This is a genomic window from Streptomyces sp. NPDC004788 (assembly GCF_053601115.1).
The window spans coordinates 1-5,610 of record NZ_JBSGBF010000180.1 but is presented as its reverse complement, the minus strand read 5'-3'; the positions used below and the strand labels follow the sequence as shown (position 1 = coordinate 5,610).

At 73.4% G+C, this 5,610-nt stretch carries 7 protein-coding genes; 4 read left to right on the top strand and 3 right to left on the bottom strand.

The features are described from left to right. Positions 1-525: FAD-dependent monooxygenase (locus tag ACWEJX_RS37225; protein ID WP_451611837.1), on the bottom strand; the 525-nt coding region annotated here is incomplete at its 3' end. A gap of 111 nt (positions 526-636) precedes the next feature. On the opposite strand from ACWEJX_RS37225, the gene ACWEJX_RS37220 reads away from it, so the two are divergent. From ACWEJX_RS37220 to ACWEJX_RS37205, 4 genes are all read left to right on the top strand, one after another. After that, a complete protein-coding gene (locus tag ACWEJX_RS37220; RefSeq protein ID WP_451611836.1) occupies positions 637-1,284 on the top strand; it encodes a TetR/AcrR family transcriptional regulator in 648 nt (215 codons plus the stop codon). Between the two features lie 126 nt (positions 1,285-1,410). Continuing rightward, positions 1,411-1,902, top strand: coding sequence for an SRPBCC family protein (locus ACWEJX_RS37215; RefSeq protein ID WP_451611835.1), 492 nt, complete (start codon positions 1,411-1,413; stop codon positions 1,900-1,902). Positions 1,903-2,071: 169 nt separating this feature from the next. After that, a complete protein-coding gene (locus ACWEJX_RS37210; RefSeq protein WP_451611834.1) occupies positions 2,072-3,403 on the top strand; it encodes an Ig-like domain-containing protein in 1,332 nt (443 codons plus the stop codon). Between the two features lie 24 nt (positions 3,404-3,427). After that, complete coding sequence (locus tag ACWEJX_RS37205) at positions 3,428-3,847, top strand: CU044_2847 family protein (RefSeq protein WP_451611833.1); 420 nt, start codon at positions 3,428-3,430, stop codon at positions 3,845-3,847. Positions 3,848-3,882: 35 nt separating this feature from the next. Here the strand turns inward: ACWEJX_RS37205 and ACWEJX_RS37200 are convergent, their stop codons facing one another. Then, positions 3,883-4,698, bottom strand: coding sequence for an ABC transporter permease (locus ACWEJX_RS37200; protein ID WP_451611832.1), 816 nt, complete (start codon positions 4,696-4,698; stop codon positions 3,883-3,885). A gap of 52 nt (positions 4,699-4,750) precedes the next feature. Then, on the bottom strand, positions 4,751-5,551 hold the full coding sequence (locus tag ACWEJX_RS37195; RefSeq protein ID WP_451611838.1) for an ABC transporter permease: 801 nt from the start codon (positions 5,549-5,551) through the stop codon (positions 4,751-4,753). Between the last annotated feature and the right edge of the window lie 59 nt (positions 5,552-5,610).

Below are 5,610 nucleotides of genomic sequence, written 5' to 3'. Positions count from 1 at the left end.
GCTCGAAGCGCCGCCCACCGACCGGCCCGCGCCGCCGCCCGCCGACTCGCCGCCGGTCGACCCGCCCGCGCCGCCGCCCGTCGACTCGGCCACCGGCTCGAACTCCACCCGCGCCCGCCGACCGTCCGCCTGTGCCGGCGCCACCGTGGCGGTCACGCCCGTGCGCAGCGTCCCGGGGGTGAGCGCGTCGCGCAGCAGCCGGTGCAGCTCGGCGCGCGGGATGCCCACGATGGGGGAGCCGAGGGCCCGTTCGAGAGCCGCGCCGTCCATGCGGGCCAGCCAGGAGCCGCTCGGGGTGCGGGTGCCGCCGGTGTACTGGCCGCGTCCGGCGGCCCGTACGGCCGCGCCGATGCCCAGGGCGTCGAGGGCCCGGATCCCGTTGGCGGCGAGCGAGATGCCGGCCCCGGCGTCCGCGAGGACCGGCGCGCGGTCGACGACCGTCACCTCCCAGCCGATCCTCCGCAGTCCGACGGCGGCGGCGAGCCCGCCGATCCCGGCGCCTACGACGACGGCGGTCTGTCCCATGTCCGTGCTCCTCATCGCTTCTCATCCGTCCGCTGACTGCCCGCCTTCTACATCTGTAGAAGGCGTGAGAAGAATAGACCCTGCTCTCTACAGGTGTAGAAAGAGGGGGTGATGACGCCGCCAGAGACCTCGCCCGCGCCCGGCTCCCGCCGCACCCTGCTGGCCGACGCCGCGCTCGGCGTCCTCGCCGACGCCGGCATGCGGGGTCTCACCCACCGGGCCGTCGACGCCGCCGCGGGGCTGCCCGCGGGGACGACGTCCGCGTACTTCCGCACCCGTTCGGCCCTGCTCACCGCGCTCGTCCGCCGGCTCGTCGAGCTCGACCAGGCCGAGCTGCGCACCGCCGCCGAGCACACCCCCGTACTGCGGACGGAGGCCGAGCTGGTGCGGGGCCTGGCCGCGCTGGTCGCCGCCCGCACCGGCGGCGAGGGGCGGCGCCGCTCACTCGCCCGCTACGCCTGCGTCCTGGAGAGCGTGCGAGACCCCGAGCTGCGCGACATCCTGGTGCCGAGGGAGAACCCGGGCCGCCAGGCCGTCCGGGACTTTCTGGCGGCCCGGGGCGTCGCGGACCCCGAGGCGCGCACCCTGACCCTGCTCGCCTGCGTGGACGGACTGGTCCTGGACCGGGTGGTCGCCGGAGAGGCCGCCACGGAAGGCCGGGCCGGTACGAGGAATGCGACGGACGCGAGGGACACCAGCGACACCAGGGACACCAGGGAGGAGATCGAGGGGCTCGTGGCCGCGGCCCTGCGACCGTGAGCTCAGCAGCGAGACCCCGAGGCCGCAACCATCGAGGCCGACACCACCGAGGCCGCAACCGCCGAGGCCGACACCACCGAGGCCGCAACCACCGAGGCCGCAACCACCGAGACCGAGACAGACACCATGGACACCAGCGACAGCGCGTTCGTCTACACGACGTACATCCGCACCACCCCCGACGAGCTGTGGAAGGCCCTCACCGATCCGGCCTTCACCCGGCGCTACTGGGGCGTGGCCTTCGAGACGGACTGGATCCCCGGTTCGCCCATGGTCTGGGAGGAGGGCGGACGGACCACCTCCGACCCCGCGCAGGTCGTCCTCGCCGCCGATCCGGGCCGGCGCCTCTCGTACGCCTGGCACACCTTCACCCCCGAGTGGGCCCAGGCGGTCGGAGTCGGCGAGGACATCTACGCCCGCCTCGTCGAAGAGGGGCGTTCCAAGGTGACGTACGAGATCGAGCCGGCCGGCGACATGGTCAAGCTCACCGTCGTCCACGACGACCTGAAGTCCGACGGCACCATCCGCGCGCTCGTCAGCGAGGGCTGGCCGGCGATCGTCTCCAGCCTCAAGACGCTCCTGGAGACCGGCGAGGAACTGCCCGACGTGCCCCGCTGAAGCCGCTCCCCGCGGGCCTCGGTGACGCCGCCCGCATTGGTGCTTTCGAGTCGTCTCACGGGGCTCTCGCACGCCACGCCCGGTCGGTTGATCATCTTTTCGTCCCCCGATCCGCTTTGATGCACCGGTCAGACCAGGTCCGGCCGGCGACGAAGAGGCGGTGTCCGACATGGCGTCACACACGCGTGGCAGGAACCTCACGGGCCTGGGTGCCCTGTCCCTCGCCGCAGGCGCCGTCCTCGCCCTCAACGCCGCCCAGCCCCCGGCCGCCCGCGCGCACACCGCGCCCGCCGGCGCCGTGGTCGTCTCCCTCGGCAGCTGCCCGGCCGACGGCCGGATGTGCGCCACGCCCCGCCGCATCGCCGTCCTCGACGGCCGGACGCTCACCCTGGACGCCCTCGGCAGCCGCGCCTCCGGCGGCCCCCTCGACCTCGCCCTGCGCACCACCGGCCGGCTCGCCGACGTCACCGTCACCGACCACCAGGGGCGCCGGATCGCCGGTACGGTCAGCGCCGACGGCACCCGCTGGACCAGCATCGCGCCGCTCGCCGCCGGCACCCGCTACACCGCCCGCCTCACCGTGGAAGGCGACGACGGCCGGCCGCAGCGCCGGCACGCCCGGCTCGACCTGCGGGTCCCGGCCGCACCCGAGGGCGAGCGGCTCACCGCCGAACTCGGCCCCGGCGGCGGCACGTACGGAGTCGGCCAGCCCGTCACCGCCGAACTGAGCCACCCCGTCCCGGCCACCGATCCCGTGGCCCGCCGCACGGTCGAGCGCGCGCTGCACGTCAGCTCCGAGCCGTACGTCGAAGGCTCCTGGTACTGGGTCTCGCCCACCACCCTCCACTACCGCCCGCGCGCCTACTGGCCCGCCCACGCCACCGTCCGCGTCACCAGTGCCCTCGACGGCGTCCCCGTCATCGGGCGGCTCTACGGCGGTCCCTCGGCGCCGCTCACCCTCACCATCGGCGACCGGATCGAGGCCGTCACCGACGTCGCCGCGCACACCCTCACCGTGCTGCGCGACGGCCAGGAGATCCGCAGCATCCCCGTCACCACGGGCAAGGAGGGCTACCGCACCCGCGGCGGCGTGAAGGTCGTCCTCGGCAAGGAGGCCACCGTCCGGATGCGGGGCGACTCCATCGGCATCGAGCGCGGCAGCAGCGACTTCTACGACCTCAAGGTCCGCTGGGCCACCCGGGTGACATGGAGCGGCGAGTACCTGCACGCCGCCCCCTGGTCGCTCGACGCGCAGGGTGTCGAGAACGTCAGCCACGGCTGCACCGGCATGAGCACCGAGGACGCCGCCTGGCTCTTCGGCACGCTCCGCGAGGGCGACCCCGTCCGGGTCGTCCACGGCTTCGGCGAGGAGATGACGCCGTTCGACAACGGCTACGGCGACTGGAACCTGAGCTGGCCCGCCTGGCTCCGGGGCAGCGCCTTCGGCCCCGCCGCCGACGCGGCGGCCGGCCCCGACGGCGGCCTGCGCCCCGCCCTCTGACGGCACGGACGAACAGGAGCGACGATGACGGAGATCACCGCGGTCGAACTCGCCGACGGCGGCATGCTGTACGTGGAGGCCGCGCCGATCGGGCGTGCGGAAGCCGGTCCGGGAGGGGGCGGTCCGGGAGAAAGTGGCCCGGGAGAGGGCGGTCCGGGAGGAGGCGGTCCGGGAGGAGACGGTTCGGCCGCGGACGGGACCGGTGAGACCGGTGACCTGGAGGGACGGTTCGAGGACCACCTCCCCGACCTCTCCGGTGTCACCGCCGCGCTGTCCTCCTTCGCCCAGCAGATCGGCGACGCCCTGCACCGCGCCGCGCCGGACCGGGCCACCGTGGAGTTCGGCTGCCAACTCGGCCTGCAGGCCGGCAGGCTCACCGCCCTCGTCGTCCAGGGCAGCGCTTCCGCCAACCTCCGCGTCACCCTCGAATGGGACAAGGGCTAGCCGGCAAAGTAGAGCGAGCCCTCGCCCGAGGAGCGTCAGACCCGGCCGCCGCCCGCCGTGTCCGAGGACAGCCGCTGTGCCGCGTAGATCGGAAGCACGGACAGCAGCACGAGCAGCGCGGCCACCACGTTCACCACTGGCGCCTGCTGAGGCCGGGTCATGTTGTCGAAGATCCACAGCGGCAGGGTCTGCACCCCGGGACCGGCCGTGAAGGTCGTCACCACGACCTCGTCGAAGGAGAGGGCGAAGGCGAGCAGTCCGCCCGCGAGCAGCGCCGAGCGCAGCAGCGGGAAGGTGGCGTCCCAGAAGGTACGGAAGGTGTGCGCGCCCAGGTCCATGGCCGCCTCCTCGTACGAACCGGGCAGCCGGCGCAGCCGCGCGACCACGTTGTTGAAGACCACCACGATGCAGAAGGTGGCGTGCCCGACGATCACCGTGAAGAGCCCGAGGCCCACGCCCAGCGGCTTCAGGACCGTGCCGAAGGCCGAGTTGAGGGCGATGCCGGTGACGATGCCGGGCAGCGCGATCGGCAGCACGACGGCGAACGACACGGCCTCGCGCCCGAAGAAGCGGTGCCGCTGCACGGCGAAGGCGATCAGCGTGCCGAGCACGAGCGCCACCGCCGTCGCCGCGAGACCCGCCCGCACCGAGGTCCACAGCGCCTCGCGCGCCCCCTCGTTGGCCCAGGCAGCCGACCACCACTTCAGCGTGAGCCCGGGCGGCGGCCAGCTCGCCGAGCGGTCCGGGTTGAGCGAGCCGAGGAGCACGAGCAGCAGCGGCAGATAGATGACGGCGAAGCCGAGCGCGGCCGCGGTGCGCAGCGCGATCCGCGCGGGACGGGAGAGGTTCATCGGGGGAAGTCCTTCCGCGGACGGGTCCGACGGGTCCGACGGGGTCGACGGGTCACAGGCTGCGCAGCGCTCCGGTGCGCCGCACCGCGAGCAGGTAGAGGACGATGACGGCCACCGGGACGGTGCCGAGCGCGGCGGCCATCGGCAGGTTGAGGGTGACGTTGGAGTAGACGAGGTTGCCGATGAGCTGGGTCTTGCCGCCGACGATCTGCACGGTGATGTAGTCGCCGAGGCTGAGCGAGAAGGTGAAGACGGACCCGGCCGCGATCGCCGGCCACACCATGGGCAGCACCACTGAGACGAAGGTCCGCCCGGCGCGTGCGCCGAGGTCGGCGGAGGCGTTCAGCAGGCTGTCCGGGAGCTGTTCGAGCGCGGTGTGCACCGGGAGGATCATGTACGGCAGCCAGAGGTAGGTGAGGACCAGGACGGTGGCGGTCAGCCCGTACCCCGGCCCGTGCAGCCCCAGCGGCTTCAGCACCCAGTCCAGTGGCCCGCCCTCGGACAGGATCAGCCGCCACGCGTACACCTTGACCAGGTAGCTCGCCCACAGCGGGGTGAGGATCGCGACGACCAGCAGCGGCCTGCGGCGCGGGCTCGCCACCCGGGCGGTGTAGAAGGCGAGCGGGAAGGCGATGATCGCGCACAGCACGGTCACGGTGAGGGCCACGCCCACCGTGCGCAGGGCGACCGTCCGGTAGACGGGCGAAGTGACGAGGTCCTGGAAGTTCTGCGCCGACCAGACCCGGACCACCTCGGAGGTGAAGGAGTCGGTGGTCCAGAACGCGGACAGGAACAGCGCGGCGAGCGAGCCCAGATAGGCGAGCACGGCGTAGAGGACGGTGAAGACGATCATCGAGGTGATCACCTCGCCCTGGGAGACCCCGGGGGAGACGGCGTCACGGGTGCGCAGCA

Coding starts and splice junctions, on each gene's coding strand:
- ACWEJX_RS37220 (WP_451611836.1), top strand. CDS start 637: ATGACGCCGCCAGAGACCTCGCCCGCGCCCGGCTCCCGCCGCACCCTG.
- ACWEJX_RS37215 (WP_451611835.1), top strand. CDS start 1,411: ATGGACACCAGCGACAGCGCGTTCGTCTACACGACGTACATCCGCACC.
- ACWEJX_RS37210 (WP_451611834.1), top strand. CDS start 2,072: ATGGCGTCACACACGCGTGGCAGGAACCTCACGGGCCTGGGTGCCCTG.
- ACWEJX_RS37205 (WP_451611833.1), top strand. CDS start 3,428: ATGACGGAGATCACCGCGGTCGAACTCGCCGACGGCGGCATGCTGTAC.
- ACWEJX_RS37200 (WP_451611832.1), bottom strand. CDS start 4,698: ATGAACCTCTCCCGTCCCGCGCGGATCGCGCTGCGCACCGCGGCCGCG.
- ACWEJX_RS37195 (WP_451611838.1), bottom strand. CDS start 5,551: ATGATCGTCTTCACCGTCCTCTACGCCGTGCTCGCCTATCTGGGCTCG.